Below are 21,403 nucleotides of genomic sequence, written 5' to 3' on the forward strand. Positions count from 1 at the left end.
TGTCGACGGCGGGGCCCGTGGACGAGTGTCCGGAACGCCACGCCCCGTACAGTTCCGGACATGGACACTGTCGCGCTGGCCGTCACCGACGGAATGCTGCATTTCGAACTGTCCGTGGCGTACGAGATCTTCGGCTCCGCACCTGACGCCGTCACCACTCCCTGGTACCGCCTCAGCGTCTGCGGTCCCTCCCCCGTGCGGGTCGGCCGGTTCCTGCTGGAGCCCGACCACGGTCTCGACCGGCTGCGGTACGCCGACACGGTCATCGTCCCCGGCTGGGCCGACGTGGACGTGGACCCGCCCGCCGACCTGGTCGACGCGGTGCGCTCGGCCCACGAGGCGGGCGCGCGCGTGGCCTCCCTGTGCACGGGCGCGTTCGTACTGGCCGCCGCCGGCCTGCTGGACGGCAGACGCGCGACGACGCACTGGGCGCACACCGATCTCCTGACGGACCGCCACCCACGGGTGAGCGTCGACCCGGACGTGCTGTACGTGGACAACGGCAGCGTGCTCACCTCCGCCGGCAAGGCCGCCGCGCTGGACCTGTGCCTGCATCTGGTACGCCTCGACCACGGCTCGTCGATCGCCAACACCGTCGCCCGGCGCCTGGTCGTGCCACCCCACCGGGACGGCGGCCAGGCCCAGTTCGTCACCACACCGCTGCCCGCCAGGACCGACCACCCGCTGGCCGCGCTGTTCCCCTGGGTGCTCGAACGGCTCGACCACCCGCTGAGTGTTGAGGACCTGGCCCGCCAGGCGCGGATGAGCTCACGCAACCTGGGCCGCCACTTCCGGTCGGTGGCCGGCACCACCCCGCTGCGCTGGCTGCTGACCCAACGGATCCGCCGCGCCCAGGAGTTGCTGGAAACCACCGACGACACGGTCGACGCCATCGCGTCGGCCACCGGCATGGGCACGGCCGCGACCCTGCGCCGCCACTTCAACCGCGCGGTCGGGGTGCCTCCGGACAGCTATCGCCGGACCTTCCGCTCCCCAGCAGGGCGGCTATGAGGACGGCGCCGATCGCGAGCAGAACGGCGGTGACGGTGAGAGCGAGCGAGAAACCCTCCGTCGCGGCGTGCGCGGCGTCGCCCCGGGCGGCCAGGGCCTCGCTGCGGCGCGTGGCCAGGGCGACGAGCACCGCCACTCCCACCGCCCCGCCGATCTGCTGTCCGGAGCTGAGGACGGCCGAGCCGAGTCCGGCGTCCTCCTCGGTGGTGCCCGTGAGCGCGGCGACGGTCAGGGCCGGCAGGCTCAGTCCGCATCCGAGGCTCGTGAGGAGCATGCCGGGCAGCACCCCGGAGGCGTAACCGTCGCTCGGCGCCACCCCGGACAGCAGCAGGAGTCCGGCCGCGCTGGTCAGGAACCCGGTGACGAGGGTCGGGCGCATGCCCAGCCTGATCACCGCCCGGGAGGACAGCCACATGCCCGCCAGGATGCCGCCGCCGTACGGCAGATAGGCGAGGCCGGCCGCGAGGGGGCGGTAGCCGAGCACGGTCTGCAGGTGCAGCATCAGCAGGAAGGCCATCGCGTACATGGCGGCCGAGAACAGCAGGGTCGCGCCGTTGGCGACCGCGCGGAAGCGGAAGGACAGGAACGACAGCGGCACCAGTGGCTCGGTGGTCCGTGACTCGACCACGAGGAAGGCGACGGCGAGGAACACGGCCAGCACCAACGGCCCGGCGGCGGCGGTGTCCCCCCAGCCCGTCTCCCCGGTCCGCAGCAGTCCGTAGACCAGGGCCACCAGGGCGCCGGTGCCGAGAACCGCACCGGGTACGTCGAGGCGTACCGCGCGCTCGGCCCGGCTCTCGGGGACCAGGCGCGGGAGCAGCACCAGGGCGGCGAGGGCCACCGGCAGGTTGATCAGGAAGATCCAGCGCCAGGACGCGAGGCCGGTCAGCGCGCCGGAGATCACCAGGCCGGCCGTTCCGCCGAGACCCGCGATGCCGCCCCAGAGGCCGAACGCCTTGGCGCGTTCCTCGGTGCCGGGGAACAGGAGCGCGATCAGTGCCAGCGCGGCAGGGCTGGCCATGGCCGCTCCCGCGCCCTGGACGAAACGCCCGCCGACGAGTTGCCACGGCTCCTGCGCGAGCCCGCAGACGAGGCTCGCCGTACCGAACAGCGCCACACCGGTCAGGAAGACACGTCTGCGGCCCAGCAGGTCGGCCATGCGGCCGAACAGCAGCAACAGCCCGCCGAAGGCGAGGAAGTAGGCGTTGACGACCCAGGCCAGGCCGGCGGTGCTGAAGCCGAGGTCGTCGCGCAGGGTGGGGAGCGCGACGCTCACCACGTTGTCGTCCAGGACGAGCATGAACTGTACGAAGCAGAGCACCACCAGGGCCGGTCCCCTGCGCCCGACGGCCTTGGTGGTGGCGGCGGTTGTCGGCGACGTCATGCCGGGCGCCCCGTCCTGGTGGGCGGACGGTACGAACGGTGGCGGCGCCCGGGGCGCGGCTGGCTGATCGGCATGCAACGACGCTATGCACCGGCCGAGTTGGCTGCCAGCCGCTACGGGGCCAGGTCGTATCGCGTTGAGGACACGCCAGAGGACATACCCTGGGGGGTATGACCGATGCCGTCGTGGGGGCCGTCCCCGCCGGAGTGGGCGCGATCGTCGTCGGGAACCTCCCGCTGGCGTCCGGGCAGTGGTTCGTCCCGCACAGCCACCCGCAGCACCAGCTGGCCTGGGCGCGGCGCGGGGTCCTCGGCGTCGCGGTCGGTGACGCCTACTGGGTGCTGCCGCGGACACGGGCGCTGTGGCTGCCCGCGGGGGTCGTCCACCGGACCGGCGCGACCCGTGACGCGGTGCTGTGCAGCCTGTACTTCGAACCGGACCGGTGCGATCTGGACTGGACCGAACCGACGGCGGTCGCGGTCGACGGGCTGCTGGCCCACCTCATCACCCACCTCGGCCGCGAGAACCTCCCCGACGCCGCTCGGCTGCGGGCCGAGGCGCTCGTACCGGACCTGCTGCACCCGCTGCCCGCCACGCCCATCGATGTGCCGGATCCGTCGGACGACCGCGTACGGGCCGTGGCCGACGCGCTGTTGGCCGATCCGTCCGACTCCCGTGGCCTCGACGCGCACGCCCGGGCCGTGGGCGTGAGCCGGCGCACCCTGAGCCGCCTGTTCGTCCACGACACCGGCATGAACTTCGACCGCTGGCGCACCCATGCCCGCCTGCGCGCCGCCCTCCCCCTCCTCGCCGAGGGCCACCCGGTCTCCCGGGTCGCGCACACGGTGGGCTACGCGACGCCGAGCGCCTTCCTGGCGGCGTTCCGCCGCGTCGTCGGCACGTCCCCGGGGCGCTACCTGCACGGCGACGCCTCGTTCGAGGCGCCCGCCACGGGCGCCGCCGACGGATGACGGCCGGTGCCCGTCGGACCGGCCGTCACCTCACCGAAGGACGACGTCGACGCCTCGTTCCGCGCAGATCTCCCTGGTCATGGTTCTCACAGCACCGGGTCCGCCGTGTCTCGTGAAACCGACCAGGACTCATGGGTGTTGACCTGCTCCGCCGTGGCCTGGGCCAGTGTCCGGTAGCCGTCGGCCATCCTCAGCGCCTCGTCGGCCGGCAGGGCTCCGCCGTGGTCCGCGGCCCGGGCGATGATCTCCTCGGGGCCCAGTTCCCGGTTGCGCAGGACGACGGCGTTGACGGTGGGGCGCCGCAGTTGCTCGTAGCGGCGCAGGGCCGCCAGCGGATCGGGGTCGCCGGCCAGGCACCAGGCCAGTACGCGGGTGTCGATGACGGACTGCGATCCGCCGTTCATGCCCATCGGGAACATGGGGTGCGCGGCGTCGCCGAGGAGGGTGACCCGTCCGGAGGTCCAGGAGGGCAGCGGGTCGCGGTCGAGCATGGGGTACTCGAAGATCGCCGAGGAGTGCTCGACAAGCTTCACCAGGTCGATCCAGGGCAGGCTCCAGTCCGCCAGGCCTGCGAGGGCCTCCGCCGGTGCGATGCGGCGGTTCGAGCGGTCCAGCGGGGCGGCGGGGCGCTCGTGCCGTACCTCCAGCACCCAGTTCATCAGGGCTTCGCCGCCCTCGATCGCCGGGTCCTCGATCGGATAGGCGACGAACTTCGCGCCGGGGGTGCCGCCGGCCACCACGATCGAACGGCCGTCGAGTATGTGCGGATACGGCGCCACTCCGCGCCACATGTGGACGCCGTTCCAGTTGGACGGGCCCTCGTCCGGGTGGAGTTGGGCGCGGACGGCGGAGTCGATGCCGTCGGACCCGATGAGCAGGTCGGCGTCCTCGGCCGTCTCCGCGCCGCTCGTCCGGTCCAGGAAGTGGGCCCGGACGCCGTCCGCCGTCTGCTCGAAGCGCTGGAAGCGCAGGCCGGTACGGACCGCGTCCGGCCCCAGTCGCTCGCGCACCGCGGCCAGCAGCAGCAGGTGCAGCCGGCCGCGGTGGACGGAGTACTGCGGCCAGTGGTAGCCGGCCGCGAGTCCCAGCGGCTCCTCCCACACCGGTTCGCCCGCCCGGTCGTAGTACCTCAGCCGCTGGGGCGGCAGCGCGATGGCGGCCAGCTCGTCGGCCAGGCCCAGCTCCGCGAGTTCCCGGACGGCGTGCGGCAGCAGGTTGATTCCCACGCCCACCGCCTCGATGGTCCGCGCCGCCTCACACACCCTCGGCCGGAACCCGGCGGCGTGCAGACTCAGGGCACAGGTGAGCCCGGCTATGCCCCCGCCCACGATGGTGACGTTCACGAATGCGGCCCTGCCTTTGTCCGGCGCCTCGGTGACCGAGGCTGAGGGGTGGTGAGCATGGCCAGATGGTAGGCGGGGGCTCCCGTCCGGCGGTGTGACCGTCCTTTTTCGGACACCGCCTTTCCCCCACTTTGGCCGACAACTTCCGGCCACGACAGGCGAGTCGGGCTTGCGGGAGCGCGGGCGGGCATCTCAGTCCCGGAGGACCACCCGCGCCCGTACCCCCGGGCTCGGCCGCAGATTCACCAGCAGCTGGGGGCGGATCTCCTGGCCGGGCAGCAGGTCGACGCGCAGTCGCTGCGCCATCACGGCGGTCAGCAAGTGGCCCTCCATCATGGCGAGATGGCTGCCGGGGCAGACGTTCCCGCCCGTACCGAACGGCAGATAGGCGCTCTTGGGCAGGGCCTTCTCACGCGCGCGTGCGAAGCGGTCCGGGTCGAACCTCTCCGGGTCCTCGAACACCTCGGCCCGCCGGTGCAGGCTGTAGGCGTTGATGAAGACCATCGTGCCCGCCTTGATCGTGTAGTTGCCCACGGTCGTGTCCCTGACCGCCTGCCGGGGGATCATCGACGCCGGCGGGTAGAGCCGCATGGCCTCCTTGAAGACCTGCATGCAGTACGGGAGCAGAGTCAGGTCCTCGAAGGTGACCGTGCGGCGGCCGAGGACCGAGTCCACCTCGTCGAGGACGCGTTCGCGCACCGCGTCGTGGGTGGCGAGCAGGTAGAGCGTCCAGGCCTGCGCGTCGGCCGACGTCTCCTGGGAGGCGCCCCACGCGGTCAGCGCCTCGTCGAGGAGCAGGGCGTCCGGCATGCCGCTGCCGTCCTCGTACCGGGTGTTCATCAGGTCGGTCAGCAGGTCGACCGTCTCCTCCCGGTCGGGCGAGGCCCGCCGTTCGGTGATGAACTCGGCGATCCAGCGCCGGATCAGGGCGATGTTGCGGCGGGCGCGGCGGTTCCTGGGCGTGGGGACCCACAGCGGCAGCCCCACCACGCTGGTGATGGCGTGCATCTCCCACTCGAACGCCTCGGTGATCGCGCGGGCCAGTGCGCGGTTGTCCCGCGACGAGGCGCTGAAGAGGAGCTGGGTGACGATGTCCATCGTCAGGGAGTTCATCTCGGCGACCAGGTCGACCTCGGCCGGCTCCGCCCAGCGGGACACGAAGCGCTCCGCCTCGGCGACGATCGTGTCCGCGTGCTTGGGCACCTGGCGGGGCGAGAGATGCGGCAGGACGATACGGCGCTGCCGCGCGTGTGTCTCGCCCTCGCTGACCAGCAGCCCCTGCCCCATCAGCGGCTCCAGCGCCCTGGTCTGCCGCTTGCCCCGGCCGTAGTCGGCGGCCCGCTCGATGAGGACCTCGCGCACGGTCGCGGCCGTGGAGACGACGACGGCCCGGCCGGGGCCGATCCGGAAGCCGGCCACTCCGTCGGGGGCGTCGGCCGACAGCCCGGCGAGCGCCGTGATGGTGTCCCGCTGGAGTTCCCGCGCGTGGCCGAGGAGAAGCGAGGCGCCGGGGGCCAGCGGCGGCGGCTGGGCGGCGGTCGTGCTCGCCGCGGAGGCGGTACTGGCGGTCATCGGACGGCCCTTTCATCGCTCGGGACACCCCGCGCGGGCTTCGCGGCCCTGGCGGGGAGGAGGGTGCCTGCCTTCTGGTGTGCGCGGGACTCGCGCACCAGCCGGCCCAGGGACGCGAACAGGCCGGGGCTCTCGGTGAGCCGGTAGGCCGAGTCCGGGGGCAGCGCGCTCACCAGACGGTCGTGCGCCAACTGGTAGTTGTGGTACGGCAGTCCGGGCATCAGATGGTGCAGCGCGTGCAGCCGCAGCCCGACCGGGGCCCACAGCTCGGCGAGCGGACGGTTGCGCGGGTGGTTGACGGTGTCCATCATCTGCTCGACCACGGACATCTCCTCCTCGTTGCCCACGTAGCGGTGGGCGGCGAGCAGCCGGGCGGAGTTGAGTACGGCCACGGCGGCGAAGAGCGCGCACCACTGCCAGACGCGGCCGAGCGAGACGGTCCCGGTGGCGACCAGCGCGGCGACGGCCCCCATCCAGAGCAGGCAAGCGGCTTCCTGGAGGCGCCAGTTGAGCTTCTCCTCGGGCTTGGGGAGCCGGCCCTCGTACTCCAGGTCGATCTTCAGCGAGGAGAGGTTCCGGTAGAGGTAGGTGCGCACGCGGGGGACGAACCAGGAGACCGGGGTGACGACCCCGAACCGGTACGGGCCGAAGAGCGGCAGCATCAGCGGCAGGACGAGCAGCTGGACGCTGCTCCAGAGGGACATCCGGGCGAGCGGCAGATACTCCGCGTCCTCCCCGGTGCCGTAGAAGCGCCGGTTGTGGTGCTCGCCGTGACAGTCGTACATGAACACCGGCACCAGCATCGGGATGCCGAAGATGATGTTCCAGCCGTTGCGGAAGCGGTTGAAGGAGCGCTTCGCGCGGAAGTGGGCGATCTCGTGGATGAAGGCGAAGCAGCGGAAGACGGCGAGGACCGAGACCACGAACGCGGCGGCGCCTCCGACGGTGAGGCCGCCGAGGGGGCCCACCGCCCAGAACGAGGCGACGGCGACCACGTACGAGCACAGGAAGTCCGCCCAGTAGACCGCGAGGCGGGGTTTGAACAGGCCGTTCAGGCTCTGGTGGGCCTCGCGTACCGAGAAGTCCCGCATGGCCCGCTGGACCTCGGGTTCCCAGACGATCGCGGGCGCGGCCGGCCCGGGCCCCTGTCGTTGGCGCTCAGCCATGCCGCCGGCCTCCCTCGGTGCTCGAAGAGACGCCCTGCTGGGCGTAGTTGCGGACGAGCCTGCGGTGCCGGTGGGTGAACAGCGCGCCCATCATGCGGTGGAAGGGGACACGCATGGGCCGCATGTGCGGCCGTACGACATAGGAGAGCCGGTCGGTGATGCGCGTACCGCCCGGCGCGGCCTCGACGGTCCGCTCGTGTTCCCAGACCTTGGTGCAGGAGGTGGTCGACCGTTCCAGGAATCGGCGGCCCTCCTCCCGTTCGGCGATGGTGATCTCGTCGAAGTCGATCGGCAGGACGCCGCCGAGGAAGATCCACGACTTGCCGAGCGACGACCCGAGCGGCACGTCGCGGATGGACGGGTCGCGGCGCAGCTCCCTCGGCAGGGTCATGCGCATGTACGGCAGCAGTTCGGCGTTGACGCCGCCCATGCTCGTCACATCGGTCCACAGGGCCTGGGGGTCGACTCCGGGGAGGACGGAGGTGCGTACGACCCGGTCCCACTTCTTCTCGTCGGCGGGCGGTCCGGCGGTGGCCATCAGGCGGCTCCGTCCACGGTGTCGGTACGGCGCTCGGGCAGGTGGAGGCGGAAGCCGAGGCGCGCGGCGTCGTCGCGCAGGGTGCGGACGAGCTGTCCGGAGAGGCGCTCGCCCTGGCTGACGACCGGGTCGTCCAGGCGGTGGGCGGCGATCATCGTCTCGGCGGTGCAGGCGTACGTGACGCCGTACGGCAGCCCGAAGTCGAGACCGGTGTCGCGGTCGCCCGGCATCCGGATCAGGCCGCCCGCGACCACCATGACGTCGGGGCGCTTCCTCCGTACGTCGTCGCCGACGTTCGGGGGCTGCGACACGTCGCACACGGCGGCGTTGCGGCGCAGCAGGTCGGGGCGGACGATCTGGTCGGGGGTGGAGGTGGCGGCGAGGATCAACTCGCCGCCGGGCAGGGCGTCTTCGGCGGAGAGCGAGGTCGTCAGCAGCCCGTCCGCGGCGAGTTGGCGCGCGATCCCGGCGGCGTCCACGGCGTCCGCGCCGTCCTTCGCCAGCCGCAGCGCGGCTCGGGCGAGCGCGCCGTACCCGGACTCCTCGCTCCCCGACGCCGACTCGCCGCCCAGGCCCACGAGATGGGCGGCAACGTCCTCGGCGACGGCGGCCAGACGCTGTTCGCTGCGCTCGGGGTGGGCGGGATTGCCGACCAGGACCAGCCGGCCCACCCGCTCGGCGAGCAGCAGGCTGGAGGCCCGGCCGATGGCGCCGGCCGCGCCCAGGACCACCGCCCCCGCGTTGGCGAGGTCGGTCCCCTGGCGGTGCGCGGCCTGTTGCAGACCGTCGACCCCGGCGGCGACCGTGTAGGCGTTGCCGGTGGTGATCGGCACCCCGCGGTCGTCGAGGGCGGCGGCGTTGGCGGTCACCACGGAGGTGTACGCGCCGAGACCGACGAGCTGCGCCCCGCGCCGTACCGCCTCGTCCACGGCCTGCTGCACCAGTTCGGTGGCCTGCTCGGCGGGCATGTCGAGCAACCGCCTGGCGCCGTAGGGAAGGGCGAAGATCTCGCCGTACGAGGTCTGGCCGCCGTCCGTCACGACGCGGCACGAGCCGACGAACATGGCGGCGGGGGTGTCGACGTTGCGGCACTGGTTCATCCGGTCGAAGAGGACGCGTACCTGATCGCCGGGCAGACCGAGCCTGTTGTCGTAACTCGCGTAACTGGCCAGGTCGGTGGGGTGCGCCACGAAGGCCCAGCGGGGCTCGCCCTCGCGAGGGGCGACGGGGTGCTCGACGGGCGGACGCTCGCCGGTGGCCACCCGCGCGTCCGCGTCCGGTGCCTTCGAGATGACACCCGCGGGCAGCAGATGACGGAAGAAGCGCGCGCTGTCCCCCGCCTCGATGAGTTCCAGCCCGCGGTGCAGTGCCTCCACGAGCGTCCGGCACTCGTCCTCGGAGACCGTGAGCGGCGGCTCGACCCGCAGGACGCTGTTGGAGAAGTACGTGGGCGCCAGCCGGATGCCCTCGTTGCGCAGCAGATAGCCGCAGAGGAACCCGGCGAGACCCTCCTGGCCGGCCAGCGAGCGGAAGAGTCCCTGGTGCGGGAAGACGTCCGGATCGGTCGTCAACTCCACGCCCATCAGCAGCCCTTGGCCCCGGACGTCGGTCACCAGGCGCGGATGCGCGGCACGGACCTCCTCAAGGCCCTTGCGGAGCAGGTCGGCCCGGTCGGCCACCTCACGCACCAGGGCCTGGCCGTTCTCGGTGAGCAGTTCGAGCGACCGGAGTCCGACCCGGGAGCAGAACGCGTTGCCGCCGAAGGTCGACGTGTGCCGCAGGCCGAAGTCCTCGCTGAGCGAGGACTCGCCGAAGAGCACGGCGCCGATGGGCACCATGCCACCGCCGAGCGCCTTGGCCAGCGGCATGATGTCCGGGACGACCCCGCTGTGCTCGCACCCGAACAGCCGTCCCGTACGGCCGAGTCCGGTCTGCACCTCGTCGATCACCAGGCGCGCCCCGTACCGGGTGCACAGCTCCCGCGCGGCCAGCAGGAACTCGTGGGACGCGAGGTGGATGCCGCCCTCGCCCTGGACCGTCTCCACCAAGAACGCGGCGATGTTCCCGCCGTCCTCGGCGAACAGCTCGGTCAGCGCCCCGACGTCGTTGAACGGGACGTGCCCGAAGCCGGAGACGGGTGCGCCGAACGGCTCCTGGTAGCGCGGGCGTCCGGTCGCGGACAGCGCGCCGAGTGTCTTGCCGTGGAAGGAGTCGCTGGTGGCGACGACGCGGTGGCGTCCGGTGGCGGCGCGGGCGATCTTGATGGCCGCCTCGACCGCCTCCGCGCCGCTGTTGCAGAACCACGCCTGGGTGAGACCGGGCGGGGCGGCCTCGACCAGCCGCTCGGCGAGCAGTGCCGCCGCGCCCTGCACGGAGGGCTGCGTCAGGCTCGGTTCGGCCGACTCGCGCAGGTCGGCGACAGCCTCCCAGACACGGGGCGGGTTGTGCCCGAAGGGCAGGGCTCCGTAGGCGCCGGCGAAGTCGAGATACGCGTTGCCGTCGGCGTCGTAGAGGGACGTGCCCGAGCCGCGCACATAGGTGATGTCGAGGCCGAGCCCGTCGAGGGTCCGGGCGATGTACGGGTTGACGTGCCGCCGGTAGCGGTCGGCGGTGGTGTCGCGGGCCGCGAGTCCTTCGAGACGGCGGCGCAACTCGGCCCGCCTGTCGTCCCCGTGGCCGGGGGCGGCGTCCTTGTGCGGCGCCCCGGAGTCGTACTGCGTGTCCATCACGTTCTCGTCCACGGTGTCGTCACCATTCTTCGCGGTTCTCAAGAGTGCTCAGCAGTTCGGCCACTTCGGCCTCGGACAGCTCGTCGATGCGTTCCAGGGCGGCGCGTGCCTCGTCGTTGGACGTGAGCCGGCGCTCGGGCAGGGCGAGCCTGCGGGCGATCTCCCGGAGGCTGGCGCCCTCGGTCAGCGCCGTCAGGGGGATCGCCGTGCCGAGTTCGTTCTCCAGCCGGCTCTTGAGTTCGACGAAGACGACGGAGTCGACGTCGAAGTCACGGGTCGGGTGGTCGACGCTCAGCGCGCCGGGGTCGACCTCCATGGCCTCGGCCACGGTCTCCAGGAGGAGGGCGAGCACCCTCGCCCCGGGGTCGTCGCCGTGGGCTTCGTGGGCGTGGGCTTCGTGCGCGTGGGCTTCGTGGGCGTGGGCGGCCCCGGGGTCGTCGTGCGCGGCGGCCGGGGAGGATGGTGCGGTCGCGGAGAAGGGCGAGGCCTGCCCCGGGGGACTCTCCGCGACCGCGGTCTGTGGTGGCCCGCCGGTGCCGGCGGGCGATCGGGTGCCGGGGATCCAGTGCGCGCGCCGCTGCCAGGGATAGGTAGGCAGCGGGAAGGTGTCCGGCGGACCGGGGTGCAGGGCTTCCCAGTTGACGTCGCAGCCGGCCTCCCACAGGTCGCCGGCGGCCTTCCAGAGGCAGGCCGCCTCGTGGCGTTCACCGCGCAGCGTCGACACGGCGACGCCGTCCACTCCGCGGTCGCGCAGGGCTCGCCGCAGGTGCGAGGTGAGGGCGGGGTGCGGTCCGATCTCGACGAACGACGTCACGCCCGCGTCGAAGAGGGTGTCCACGGCCTCGGTGAAGAGCACGGGACGCGCCGCGTTCGCCGCCCAGTGCTCCGCGTCCAGGGACCGGCCGTCGACCCGGCCGCCGGTCGTGGTCGAGAACAGCGCGATGCCCTCGGCCTTCGTACGGAGGCCGCCGAGCGCGCTTCGGATCTCCTCGGCGGCCGGCCCCAGACCGGGGCTGTGGAAGGCGTAGTCGGTCTCCAGCGCGGTGGTGCGCCAGGGGGGCAGCAGCGCCTGTACGGCGGCCAGCCGCGACGCGGGGCCCGACAGTACGACGGTCCCCGGCGCGTTGAGCGCCGCGATGCCGACGGTGGCGAGCGACGCGTCGCGTTCCGTCAGGCGGTCGAGCAGCGCCTGGACCTCGGGGGCCCCGGCCCGTACGGCGAGCATGGCGCCGCCGGTGGCGTGCCGGTGCAGCGCCTCGCCGCGGGCGAGGAGCACCTGGACGGCCTCCGTACGGCCGAGGGAGCCGGCGGCGACGGCCGCCGCCACCTCCCCGACGCTGTGGCCCGTCACCGCGTCCGGGGTCAGCCCCCAGGCGCGCAGCCGTGCGGTGACGGCGAGTTGGAGGGCGACGATGCCGATCTGGGCGAAGCGGGTGTCCTTGAGCGCGCGGGCCGAGTCGGGGCCGCGCAGTGTCTCCAGGAGCGGCGGGCCGCCGGCGCGGGTGATCGCCTCGTCCCAGCGGGCGAGTTCACCGGCCACGAGGGGGTCGCGGTCGGCCAGTCGCATGCCCATACGGGGCCACTGGCCGGACTGTCCCGAGTAGACGAACGCGAGCCTGGGCCGGCCCGCCCGGTGTGGCGGGGTCGTCGCCAGCCGTTCCCCGGCCCGGCGCACCGCGGCGGGCAGGTCCTCCGCCAGCTCGGCCGTGACGGCGACCCGTACGGGGTGGTGGGCACGGCGGCGCGCGGCGATCGAGGCGGCGGCCGTCAGCGCGGCGGCCGGGGCCCCTTCCAGGGCGCGGGCGGTGCGGTCGACGTGCGCGGCCAGTGCCTCGGGCGAGCGCGCGGACAGCGGCATCAGGACGGCCGGTCCCCCGGTGTCCGGAGCGTGGCCGCGCGCGGCCTCGGCCGCCGTCCGGGCTTCGCGTACGGCGGGGACGGCGTCCGGGTGGGCGAGGATGGCGTGGGCGTTGGTGCCGCCGAAGCCGAAGGAGCTGACCGCCGCGTACCGCCGTGCGGAGTCGGTCCAGGACTCCTCCTGGCGGGCGATCGCGAACCGCTGCCCCGTCAGGTCGATGCGCGGGTTGAGCGCGTCGATGTTGATCTGCGGGGGTACGGTGCCGTGCTTCAGGGCGCCCAGCGTCTTCAGTACGGAGGCGATGCCGGCGGCGAACTCCAGGTGCCCCAGGTTGGCCTTGACCGAGCCGAGCCAGCAGATGGGGTCCTCGGCGGTGGCGCCGTAGACGTCGCGCAGCGCCGAGAACTCGATCGGGTCGCCCAGCGGCGTACCGGTGCCGTGCGTCTCCACGAACGTGATGTCGGACGGCGCGAGACCCGAGGTCTTGAGCGCTCCGGACAGGAGCAGGGACTGGGCGACCGGGGAGGGGGCGGTGAGTCCGTTGGTGCGGCCGTCCTGGTTGGTGGTGGTGGCGAGGATGACGGCCTCGATCGGGTCGCCGTCGGCGAGGGCGTCGGACAGCCGTTTGAGGGCCACCACACCGAGGCCCTCGCCGCGGACCATGCCGTCCGCGTCGGCGGCGAACGCCTTGCAGCGGCCGTCCGGTGCCATCGGCAGGGCGCGCCCGGTCAGCGTGGACGACAGGGGCGAGAGGATCAGGCTGACGCCGCCGGCGACGGCGCGCCTGCTCTCGCCCGTACGCAGACTCTGGCAGGCCAGGTGCAGGGCCACGAGGGAGGAGGAGCAGGCGGTGTCGACGGCGATGCTGGGGCCGCGCAGGCCGAGTTCGTACGAGACACGGTTGGCGATCATGTTGCGCGCGGTGCCGGTGGCCAGCCTGCTGCCGATTCCGTCGCCCGCGGCGAGCGCGGTGAGCAGATAGTCCTGGTGGCCGACGCCCAGGAAGATCCCGGTGGGCGTGCGGCGCATCTCGTCCGGTGTCCAGCCGGCCCGCTCCGCGCACTCCCAGACCGCTTCGAGGGTGAGGCGCTGCTGCGGGTCCATGAGGTCGGCCTCGGCGGACGAGATGCCGAAGAACCCGGAGTCGAAGCCGTCGACTCCGTCCAGCAGCGCGGCGTGGCGTGGGATACGGCCGAAGGCCGGGTCGTCGAGGCCGTCGAAGTCGACGCCGCTCCAGCGCTCGCCGGTCAGCGGCCGGACCAGGTCGCGGCCGGCGCGCAGCGAATCCCAGAGCGCGTCGGGGGTGTCGGCGCCGCCCGGCAGCCGGCACGCGGAGCCGACGACGGCGACGGGCTCGCCGGGGTCGGGGGTACGGGAGCGCAACTCGGCGATCTCCCGGCGCAGTTCACTGATCAACGCGTCGTTGTCCGGCCCGCCGCCGGTGGCAGCGGTCATGACGTGGCCGCGAGATGACGGGCCAGTTCGGTCACGGTGGCGTGGCCGAAGAACGACTCGGGCGGCACCTCGCGCCCCAGGGCGTCGGAGACGCGTCCCGACACGGCGACGACTCCGGCGGAGTCCAGCCCGAGGTCGCTGAAGGCGGCGTCGGGGTCGACGCGGGTCCCCGGGGGAAGTTCCAGGTCGGCGACTATCGCCTCTTCCATGACCGCGGCGATGTGCGCCTCGGTGTGGCGACCGCCGTTCCGCTCGTTCACGATTCCCCGTTCGGTGTTCACACGTGTCCCTTCTCCAGCGCCAGTGACTGCGGTTGGGTCTGCGGTTGCGTCTGCTGGGGCGAGTGCGGGGCCACCGCGCTCCCCGGCCAGCCGGCTAGCGGGTTGAACCCGGCCGTGGCCCAGCGTCTGGCCGCCTCCCGGCGCCGTACCTTTCCGCTGGTCGTCCGTGGCACGGCGCCGGGCTTGAGCAGCTCGACCGCCCTGACCGCGATGCCGTGCGACTCGGTGACCGCGCGGCGTACGGCGGTGAGGACCGCGTCGTGGTCCCGGTCACGCCCGTAGTCGGCGAGTTCGACCAGCAGCACCAGCTCCTCGGCGCCCACGACGCCGTCGACCGGCACCCCGACGGCGGCGACCCGGCCGACCGCGGCGTGGGCGGTCTCGACGGTCGCCTCCAGGTCCTGGGGGTGGTGGTTGACGCCGTTGTGGACGATGACGTCCTTGCGGCGGCCGACGATGTGCAACTGGCCGCCGTGCATGACGCCGAGGTCCCCGGTACGCAGATAGCGCCGGTCCGAGCCCTGTACGGCCGCGCCGAAGGTCGCGTCGGTCGAGCCGGGCCGGTTCCAGTAGCCGCCGGCGACGCTGGGCCCGCTGACCCAGATCTCGCCCACCTCGCCGTCCGGCAGGTGGACCTGCGCGTCGGGATCGACGACGGCGACCTCGGTGTCGTCGGTGAAGCTCCGCCCGCAGCCGACCAGGGTCAGTGCCCGGTCGCCGCCGCTCTCCCCCGCGCCGTGATTCCCGGGGCTGCTCACCCGGCCTTCGCGCAGGGCCTGTTGGGACGCCTCGGTCAGCGCGGGCTCGGCCTGCCGGTCGACGCAGCTCACACAGAGCGTCGCCTCGGCGAGCCCGTAGACCGGCATCATCGCGCGGGGCTCCAGCCCCCAGGGCGCGTACGCCTCGGTGAAGTCCTCGATGGTGCGCGGGCGTACGGGCTCGGCGCCGCTGAGCGCGTGCCGCAGACAGGACAGGTCGAGTCCGGCGCGGCGCTTCTCGGCGACTTTGCGCGCGGCGGTGGCGTAGCCGAAGTCGGGCGCGATGGTGATCGTGGCGCGGGACTGCGAGATCTCGTGGAGCCAGGAGGCCGGGTCGCGCAGGAAGGCGGCGGGGGTGCTCATGCGTACGCTCATACCGGCCCAGAGCGGGTGGCAGATCATCCCGATGAGGCCCATGTCGTGGAAGAGCGGCAGCCATCCGACGGCGGTCTGTCCGGGGCCGGAGCCCAGGTTCCTGGCCAGGCCGGCCGAGTTGTGGACGAGGTTGGCGTTCGAGACCATCACGCCCTTCGGCTCCGAGGTGGAGCCCGAGGTGTACTGGAGCAGCGCCAGGCTCTCGGGCCGCCCCAGGGGCGCGGGCAGGGGGGTGGGCGGCGAAGCGGCACCGGCCGGGGAGCGTTCCGTCCCGTACGTCGTCGGGTCGAGCAGCAGGGGCGGCCGAAGCCCCGCCCGCTCGGCCAGGGTCCGCAGCCGCTCGTGCAGCGCGCGCTCGGCGAGGACGGCGGCCGGCCGGCAGTCCTGGAGGATCGCCAGGGCCCGCTGGTCGTACTTGTCGCCCGCGCGGGCGGTGGACAGGGCCGGCGGGTGGAAGGTGACCGCGACGGCGTCCGCCATGAGGCAGGCGAAGAACGACGCGACGTAGTCGAGCCCGTTGGGCAGCGCGATCAGGACGAAGGGCCGGTCGTGGCCGTCGCCGGGCAGCGGCGCCAGGGCGGCGCCGAGAACGCTCGCGCGCAGGTGCAGCCCGGCGTAGGTGTGGGTGCGGGGCTCGCCGGTGCTGCCCCGGTAGGTGACGGCCGCCCGGTCGGGCATCGCGGCCGCGTGCGCGGCGAGGGCGTGCGCGAGTGTCGGCACCTCGCGCGGGTCGGGCAGCTGGTGCGGGTCGGGCAGTCCGGGTGTGTCGGGCAGGTGGCGCGTGTCGTGCGGCATCAGTGTGCGGGCCCCTCTGCGAGCCATCGGTCGACGGCGACGATGGATTCGTGCAACGGCGTGTGGCGCAGGCCGAGTTCGTTCTGGGCGCGGGTGGTGTCGTAGTACAGGTGGTTGACCATGAGGGCGGTGTTCTCCGGCACCACGAAGGGGGATCTCATCGGGTCCCGGCTGAAGACGCCGAGCACGGCGCCCAGCCGTCCGGCGGCGCGGATCAGCGGACCGGGCACGGCGAAGCGGGGCTCACGGGAGCCGACGGCGCGGCAGATCTGGGCGCACAGTTCGCGGTAGGTGAGGTTCGCCGACGAGACGATGTAGCGGCGGCCCGGTCGGCCCTTGGTCATGGCCGCCCGCATGCCGTGCAGCATGTCCTCGACGGCGCACATGGACACGCCGCCCGGCGGATAGCCGATCAGCTTGCCGCGCCGCGCGGTGTCCACGAGCATGGCCCAGCCGTAACGCGGGTGGCTGTACGGGGCGATGACCGCGCCCAGGTTGACGAACACGACCTCGGCGCCGCTCTCCTCGGCCGCGCGCAGCGCCTCCCGCTCGCCGGCCCGCTTGGTCAGCATGTAGCTGTTGCGGGTGACGGTCCGGACGACGTCGAAGTCCTCGTCGGCCAGCTCCCCGCGGGGCGGGTAGCCGATCGCCGAGATGGACGAGGCGTGTACGACGCGGCGCACGCCCTCTTCGCCGGCGGCGCGGACGATGTTGCCCACGCCGCGTACGTTGATCTCCTCCATCACGGAGTGCAGCCGGTTGAGGGTCACGGCGACGCCGGCGAAGTGGTAGATCTCGTCGATGCCGCGCACGGCCTCGCGCAGCCCCCGCGGGTCCCGGATGTCCGCGTACCGGGTCTCGTACCGCCCGGCGTGCCGCACCAGACCTCCGGGGCCCTCACCGGGCTTGAGCAGGGCGACGACGTCGTCACCGGCGTCGATACGGTCCCGTGCGAAGGCCGATCCGAGGCTTCCGGAGGCGCCGGTGATCAGAATGCGGCTCACGGGGTCAGCGCCTTTCCGTAGATGGCGTAGGAACGTGCGGGGCTGGCGTCGGTGAGGCCCATGTAGGCGCGGCTCTGCCAGTTGTGTTCATGCACCCAGGTGGTGTGGACGGCCCGGTACGGCGGCACTTCGCCGAGTCCGACCCGGGCGATCTCACCGGCCAGTACGCGCCCGATGCCCCGGCCGGCGACCTCCGGCCGTACGCCGATGAGCAGCACCAGCGCGGCGCCGACGCGGCGCTTGAGCCACGGGTAGCGGATCAGGAATCCGGGGCCGGCGCGGCCGTGGGTGGCCGCCAGGACCTCGTTGGCGTCCGCCATCAGCATGCTGAATCCCACGGGTTCGCCGTCGAGTTCGACGAAGCGCACGAGCCGGGGGTCGAGGAACGGTCTGATCTCGTCGGTCTGGAAGCCGAGCACGGCCCGGCTCATCGGCACCATGTCGTGGTTGGTGGCGAAGGACGCGCTCAGCAGGTCGTGGATCAGGTCGATCTCCCGCTCCCAGCGGGCGGGCTCCAAAGAGCGGACACGCAGGCCCTGTTGGTCGACGACGGCCGCGCCGCGCCGGACGAGCCTGGCCAGCTGGTCGGCGTCGCGGTCGGCGAAGTAGCTGAAGGTGTCGGTCCGGAAGTCCGGGGTGAAGCCGGCGGCGGACAACAGGTCCAGGTAGTAGGGCGGGTTGTGGCTCTGGAAGGCGGCCGGGCGGCTGTCGAAGCCGCCCGTCAGCAGACCGAACTCCTGCGTGGAGCAGTAGGAGTGAGGGCCCGTCAGTCGCACCATGTCGCGCTCGCGCACCCATGTCCCGGCGGCGTCGAGCAGCGCGTCGGCGACCTCGGGGTCGTCGACGCTCTCGAACCAGCCGAAGTAGCCGTGCCGGCCGAACCGCTCGACGTGCGCCGGGTCGACGCTGGCGGAGATCCGCCCCACGGTCCGGCCCCTCGCGTCGCGGGCGACGAAGTGGTCGATCTGCGCCTCACGGAAATATGGATTTCTCCGGGGATTTACAAACCGGCGCATGTCGGAGGTCAATGGGGCGACCCATTTCGGGTCCTCGCGGTGAAGCCGTAACGGCAAGCGGAGAAAATCCTCCGTCATGCGTCGGCCACGTACGGGATGCACGGTAACCAAGACGTCTTCCTTTACGGCTGCCTCGGGGCTCAAACACTGTTGCGATTCAAACAGGCTGATCGAGATCCACTCAACAAAATGCGGGGCCGGCGACCCTCCGAGAGGCGAGGTTCACTAAATGCGCAGGTCAGCGGCGTGCATATGAAAGTCAGATTCATTAACGACCGGTGACATGGGAGTCGTTTTCAATAACTGGGCAAATGGATTCCCCGTTGCATCGCCGCCGAACGAGGTGCTACGGTCAGCCGCCGTTGCGGCCCGATGGAATTGCGCAGTCTGAAATCGGGCAGTGCGGACTGTCTTCCGACAAGGCAAGAAAGGCGGCTTCTCATGCAGCCGGCTCCCGTAATATGCGGAATAGGAACTTCCTTACCGAGTCGCGTGGTGACGAATGACGATCTGGCAGCCGAGCTGGACACGTCCGACGAATGGATAAGCACCCGAACCGGAATCCGCGAACGGCGGATCGCCGACCCCGGAACGGCCACGGGAGATCTCGCCCGCGCCGCCGGTGAGGGCGCGCTCAAATCGGCCGGGGACGCCTCGGTCGACATGGTCGTCCTCGCCACGACGACGCCCGACCACCGCTGCCCGGCCACCGCGCCCGACGTGGCGCAGCGGCTGGGACTGACCGGTGTACCGGCCTGGGACCTGTCGGCCGTGTGCAGCGGATTCCTCTACGGCCTCGCCTGCGCGTCCAGCTTCATCCGGGCCGGGACGGCGGAACGCGTCCTGCTCATCGGCGCCGACACCTACTCGACCATTCTCGATCCCAACGACCGCGCCACGCGGGCCATCTTCGGCGACGGGGCGGGCGCGGTGGTCCTGCGGGCCGGGAGCCCGGCCGAGGACGGCGCCGTCTCCTCGGTGAACCTGGGCAGCGACGGCACGCTCAGGGACGCGATCCTCGTGGCGGGCGGCGGCTCCCGCAGCCCCTTCCCGCCCGGTGAAGTACCGGGCGAGGGGCGCTACTTCACCATGCGCGGCAAGACCGTCTTCCGGCACGCGGTCGACCGGATGTCCGAGGCGTCGCGTACGGCCGCGGAGTCGGCCGGCTGGGACCCCTCGGACATCGACTGCCTCGTGCCCCACCAGGCCAACGCCCGCATCATCCAGGCGGTGGCCGACCGGCTCGGTCTGCCCGTCGAGCGCTGCGCGAGCAACATCGAGCGGCTGGGCAACACCGCCGCCGCCTCGATACCGCTCGCACTCGCCGACGCGGCGGGCTCCGGACGGCTCCGGCCGGGCGACCGCGTACTGCTCACCGCGTTCGGCGGTGGGGCCACCTGGGGCGCCGCGGCGCTGACCTGGCCCGACGTCACCCCCATGGCCGGCTGAACGGAACGTGCCGGGCCGGCCGTTCCCCGGCCGGCTCACGCGCGGCGGCCGACTCTCCCTACGTACAACCCTCCCGACGAGCAACTCCCGATGAAAGCAGGAAGCGTCATGACGACACCCGTACAACTCCAGTCGGTACGCGAGCAGATGGTCTCGCTCCTCTCCCAGCGCTTCGGTCTGGAACCGGAGTCGGTCGCCCCCGAAGCGACCTTCGACGCCATGGAACTCGACTCGCTCGCCCTCGTGGAGTTCTCCATCGCGCTCCAGGAGGTCTTCGGAGTACCGGTCAACGAGGAGGAGTTCGGCGCCGAGAACACCGTCGACCAGGTGGCCGAGCTGATGGCGGCCAAGCTTCGTTCGCAGGGGCAGGCCGGATGACGGTGACGGGCGGCGGTCCGTTCCGGGCGGCGGTCACCGGCCTCGGCATGGTGACCGCCGCCGGTCCCGACACGCGCAGCAGCTGGGAGGGCATCCTGGCCGGGCGGCCGACGGCCGCCGAGGCACCGGAACTGGCGGGTCTGCCGGTCTCCTTCGCCTGCCGGGCCGACGCGTTCGACGGCGAGGCCGTGCTGGGACGCAGGCAGACCTGGCGGCTGGACCGTACGACGCAGCTGGCGATGGCCGCCACGGCGGAGGCACTGGCGCAGGCCGGGCTCGATCCGGCGGAGTGGGACGGCGCGCGGGTCGGCGTCGTCCTCGGCACCGCGCTGGGCGGTGTCACGACGTGGCAGCGCGAGGCGGACCGGCTCCGCGAGCTGGGTCCGGACAGTGTCTCCCCGCTGCTCATCCCGATGTCGGCGGTCAACATGACCGCCGGCCATCTGGCCGCCGCGCACGGTGCGCGGGGGCCCAACTTCGCGACCGCGACCGCGTGTGCCTCCGGGACCACCGCGCTCGGCGCCGCACGTGATCTGCTGCGGTCGAACATGTGCGACATCGTCGTGGCGGGCGGGACGGAGGCCGCGATCAGTCCACTGGTCGCCGCAGCCTTCGCCAAGATGGGCGCGCTGTCGAAGCGGTCCGACGATCCCGCCGGCGCGTCCCGGCCGTTCGACCGGCACCGGGACGGCTTCGTCCTGGCGGAGGGCGCGGCGGTGCTGGTGCTGGAGAGGCCGGAGCACGCCGCGGCGCGGGGAGCGGTTCCGTACGCGTATCTCAGCGGGTACGGGGCGTCGGCCGACGCCGGTCACGCGACCCGGCCGGACCCCGAGGGCAGGGGCGCCGAGAGCGCCCTGCGCGCGGCGCTGGCCGACGCGGATCTCGGCCCGGACGATGTCGACCACGTCAACGCGCACGGCACGTCGACGCCGCTCAACGACGCCGTCGAGTCGGCGATGATCCGCCGGGTGCTGGGTGAACGCCACCCGGCGGTGACCTCGGTCAAGGGCGTGACGGGGCACTGCCTCGGGGCGTCCGGAGCCATCGAGGCCGCGGTAGGGGTGCTCTCGCTGCACCACCAGCTCGTGCCTCCGACGGCCAATCTCACGGAGATCGACGCGGGGATGGAGGTGGACGTGGTCGCGGACAAGGCCCGTTCCCTGCCGATGAGCACGGTGGTCAGCCACTCCTTCGGGTTCGGCGGCCAGAACGCGGTGGTCGCGCTGACCAGCGCGTGAGTGGGCGCGGGCGCGCGCCAGGGCCCGGCCACCGGATCTCCTCCGGTGACCGGGCCCTTCGCCGTGTCCGGCGCGTTCCGGG

At 72.7% G+C, this 21,403-nt stretch carries 16 protein-coding genes; 5 read left to right on the forward strand and 11 right to left on the reverse strand.

Translation table 11 applies throughout. The features are described from left to right. Positions 1-60 precede the first annotated feature (60 nt). A complete protein-coding gene (locus BHU15_RS15080; RefSeq protein WP_069627654.1) occupies positions 61-1,011 on the forward strand; it encodes a helix-turn-helix domain-containing protein in 951 nt (316 codons plus the stop codon). Here the strand turns inward: BHU15_RS15080 and BHU15_RS15085 are convergent. Then, entirely contained in the window at positions 941-2,395 is a 1,455-nt protein-coding gene (locus BHU15_RS15085; protein ID WP_069627655.1) for an MFS transporter, read from the reverse strand. The two genes, BHU15_RS15080 and BHU15_RS15085, sit on opposite strands and share 71 nt — an antisense overlap. Before the next feature lie 170 nt (positions 2,396-2,565). On the opposite strand from BHU15_RS15085, the gene BHU15_RS15090 reads away from it, so the two are divergent. Continuing rightward, positions 2,566-3,366: an AraC family transcriptional regulator gene (locus BHU15_RS15090; RefSeq protein ID WP_069627656.1), complete on the forward strand. Its 801-nt coding sequence runs from the start codon at positions 2,566-2,568 to the stop codon at positions 3,364-3,366. Positions 3,367-3,452: 86 nt separating this feature from the next. Here the strand turns inward: BHU15_RS15090 and BHU15_RS15095 are convergent, their stop codons facing one another. The 10 genes from BHU15_RS15095 to BHU15_RS15140 all read right to left on the reverse strand — a co-directional run bounded on the left by BHU15_RS15095 (position 3,453) and on the right by BHU15_RS15140 (position 18,166). Further along, the gene (locus BHU15_RS15095; RefSeq protein ID WP_171908372.1) at positions 3,453-4,709 is read right to left on the reverse strand and encodes an FAD-dependent monooxygenase; all 1,257 of its coding nucleotides are present in this window, start codon (positions 4,707-4,709) and stop codon (positions 3,453-3,455) included. A 192-nt stretch (positions 4,710-4,901) separates the two neighbouring features. Then, positions 4,902-6,281, reverse strand: coding sequence for a cytochrome P450 (locus tag BHU15_RS15100; protein WP_069627657.1), 1,380 nt, complete (start codon positions 6,279-6,281; stop codon positions 4,902-4,904). Continuing rightward, entirely contained in the window at positions 6,278-7,447 is a 1,170-nt protein-coding gene (locus tag BHU15_RS15105) for a fatty acid desaturase family protein (protein WP_069627658.1), read from the reverse strand. Before BHU15_RS15105 ends, BHU15_RS15100 begins: the two co-directional genes overlap by 4 nt. Continuing rightward, complete coding sequence (locus tag BHU15_RS15110) at positions 7,440-7,985, reverse strand: Rv1443c family protein (protein WP_069627659.1); 546 nt, start codon at positions 7,983-7,985, stop codon at positions 7,440-7,442. Before BHU15_RS15110 ends, BHU15_RS15105 begins: the two co-directional genes overlap by 8 nt. Beyond that, entirely contained in the window at positions 7,985-10,726 is a 2,742-nt protein-coding gene (locus tag BHU15_RS15115) for an aminotransferase class III-fold pyridoxal phosphate-dependent enzyme (RefSeq protein WP_079128152.1), read from the reverse strand. The genes BHU15_RS15110 and BHU15_RS15115 overlap by 1 nt, the downstream gene beginning before the upstream one ends. A 7-nt stretch (positions 10,727-10,733) precedes the next feature. Next, entirely contained in the window at positions 10,734-14,027 is a 3,294-nt protein-coding gene (locus BHU15_RS15120; RefSeq protein ID WP_069627660.1) for a type I polyketide synthase, read from the reverse strand. Beyond that, a complete protein-coding gene (locus BHU15_RS15125; RefSeq protein WP_023538080.1) occupies positions 14,024-14,308 on the reverse strand; it encodes an acyl carrier protein in 285 nt (94 codons plus the stop codon). The genes BHU15_RS15120 and BHU15_RS15125 overlap by 4 nt, the downstream gene beginning before the upstream one ends. Then, entirely contained in the window at positions 14,305-16,236 is a 1,932-nt protein-coding gene (locus BHU15_RS15130) for a fatty acyl-AMP ligase (protein ID WP_069627661.1), read from the reverse strand. The genes BHU15_RS15125 and BHU15_RS15130 overlap by 4 nt, the downstream gene beginning before the upstream one ends. Next, a complete protein-coding gene (locus tag BHU15_RS15135; RefSeq protein WP_069627662.1) occupies positions 16,236-17,240 on the reverse strand; it encodes an NAD-dependent epimerase/dehydratase family protein in 1,005 nt (334 codons plus the stop codon). The genes BHU15_RS15130 and BHU15_RS15135 overlap by 1 nt, the downstream gene beginning before the upstream one ends. Further along, positions 17,237-18,166 carry a hypothetical protein gene (locus BHU15_RS15140; RefSeq protein ID WP_069627663.1) on the reverse strand — a complete coding sequence of 310 codons (930 nt, stop codon included), beginning with the start codon at positions 18,164-18,166 and terminating at the stop codon, positions 17,237-17,239. Before BHU15_RS15140 ends, BHU15_RS15135 begins: the two co-directional genes overlap by 4 nt. A 531-nt stretch (positions 18,167-18,697) precedes the next feature. Here BHU15_RS15140 and BHU15_RS15145 point away from each other — a divergent pair. The 3 genes from BHU15_RS15145 (at position 18,698) to BHU15_RS15155 (ending at position 21,321) form a co-directional block, all read left to right on the forward strand. After that, entirely contained in the window at positions 18,698-19,705 is a 1,008-nt protein-coding gene (locus BHU15_RS15145) for a beta-ketoacyl-ACP synthase III (protein ID WP_069627664.1), read from the forward strand. A 108-nt stretch (positions 19,706-19,813) separates the two neighbouring features. Next, the gene (locus BHU15_RS15150) at positions 19,814-20,083 is read left to right on the forward strand and encodes an acyl carrier protein (RefSeq protein WP_069627665.1); all 270 of its coding nucleotides are present in this window, start codon (positions 19,814-19,816) and stop codon (positions 20,081-20,083) included. Further along, the gene (locus BHU15_RS15155) at positions 20,080-21,321 is read left to right on the forward strand and encodes a beta-ketoacyl-[acyl-carrier-protein] synthase family protein (protein WP_069627666.1); all 1,242 of its coding nucleotides are present in this window, start codon (positions 20,080-20,082) and stop codon (positions 21,319-21,321) included. Before BHU15_RS15150 ends, BHU15_RS15155 begins: the two co-directional genes overlap by 4 nt. The last annotated feature ends 82 nt before the right edge of the window (positions 21,322-21,403 follow it).

The organism is Streptomyces niveus, from assembly GCF_001723055.1.
Taxonomy (GTDB): domain Bacteria; phylum Actinomycetota; class Actinomycetes; order Streptomycetales; family Streptomycetaceae; genus Streptomyces; species Streptomyces niveus.

Coding starts and splice junctions, on each gene's coding strand:
- BHU15_RS15080 (WP_069627654.1), top strand. CDS start 61: ATGGACACTGTCGCGCTGGCCGTCACCGACGGAATGCTGCATTTCGAA.
- BHU15_RS15085 (WP_069627655.1), bottom strand. CDS start 2,395: ATGACGTCGCCGACAACCGCCGCCACCACCAAGGCCGTCGGGCGCAGG.
- BHU15_RS15090 (WP_069627656.1), top strand. CDS start 2,566: ATGACCGATGCCGTCGTGGGGGCCGTCCCCGCCGGAGTGGGCGCGATC.
- BHU15_RS15100 (WP_069627657.1), bottom strand. CDS start 6,281: ATGACCGCCAGTACCGCCTCCGCGGCGAGCACGACCGCCGCCCAGCCG.
- BHU15_RS15105 (WP_069627658.1), bottom strand. CDS start 7,447: ATGGCTGAGCGCCAACGACAGGGGCCCGGGCCGGCCGCGCCCGCGATC.
- BHU15_RS15110 (WP_069627659.1), bottom strand. CDS start 7,985: ATGGCCACCGCCGGACCGCCCGCCGACGAGAAGAAGTGGGACCGGGTC.
- BHU15_RS15120 (WP_069627660.1), bottom strand. CDS start 14,027: ATGACCGCTGCCACCGGCGGCGGGCCGGACAACGACGCGTTGATCAGT.
- BHU15_RS15130 (WP_069627661.1), bottom strand. CDS start 16,236: ATGCCGCACGACACGCGCCACCTGCCCGACACACCCGGACTGCCCGAC.
- BHU15_RS15145 (WP_069627664.1), top strand. CDS start 18,698: ATGCAGCCGGCTCCCGTAATATGCGGAATAGGAACTTCCTTACCGAGT.
- BHU15_RS15150 (WP_069627665.1), top strand. CDS start 19,814: ATGACGACACCCGTACAACTCCAGTCGGTACGCGAGCAGATGGTCTCG.
- BHU15_RS15155 (WP_069627666.1), top strand. CDS start 20,080: ATGACGGTGACGGGCGGCGGTCCGTTCCGGGCGGCGGTCACCGGCCTC.